At 23.2% G+C, this 747-nt stretch carries 1 protein-coding gene; it reads left to right on the forward strand.

Translation table 11 applies throughout. The features are described from left to right. A partial coding sequence (locus KGF50_RS21760) for a tetratricopeptide repeat protein (protein WP_413926857.1) occupies positions 1 to 747 on the forward strand: 747 nt, incomplete at both ends.

The raw sequence follows: 747 nt of genomic DNA on the forward strand, positions 1-747 counted from the left end.
TAATATCTAAGATTTATATTTATCTTACTCTATCTGCTATTTCTATAAAAAAATATGATAAAGCAAATCATTTTTATTTTTTAGCCAAAAAAATTATAAAACAACAACGTTTGAATGAATTATTGGTTTTGTTAAATATGAGTTTATGTGTAGAAATAAGTGCATTATATAAAACTAAATCTGAAGTAGTACTCTTAGTAGAAGAGGTATCTTTTTTTAAAAAATTAAAAAATAAAATTCTTGTAAGTAGAGCAAATTATATATTTGGTAGAGTGTATCTATACTTATTTAATAACTTTATAAAAAGTATGGAGTATTTGATTGAATGTCTAAGACTAGCTCAAGAAAATAATCTATATTCTATAGAAGCTTTTTGCAAATGTATAATAAGTCTCTGCTATTTAGAAAGTGGGAATAATAGAGAAGCTATAAAGTATATAAAAAATGCACTAGATGTTGCACATAATAATAATTCAGTGTATTCAACTGAAAGAGTAGCAATAAAAATAGACCTTATATGGGCGTATTTAAGAGAAGATATGAATAAAGAAGCAGAAGTTGTTTTAGAAAAAACTATAGAACTGATGGACGTTGTTGAAGGTGTATATAAAGATTATTTGTATTCATTTATATTTTTATATTCAGCTGAAGTTGAGTTAAAGAAAGATAACTGTAATTTTGAAAGAGTAAATGCATATTTGATTTTATCAAAAAATATATATAAAAGTTTTGGAGATGTTTTTATAT

Origin of the sequence: Clostridioides sp. ZZV15-6598 (genome assembly GCF_020657705.1) — a bacterium.
Lineage (GTDB): Bacteria > Bacillota > Clostridia > Peptostreptococcales > Peptostreptococcaceae > Clostridioides > Clostridioides difficile_F.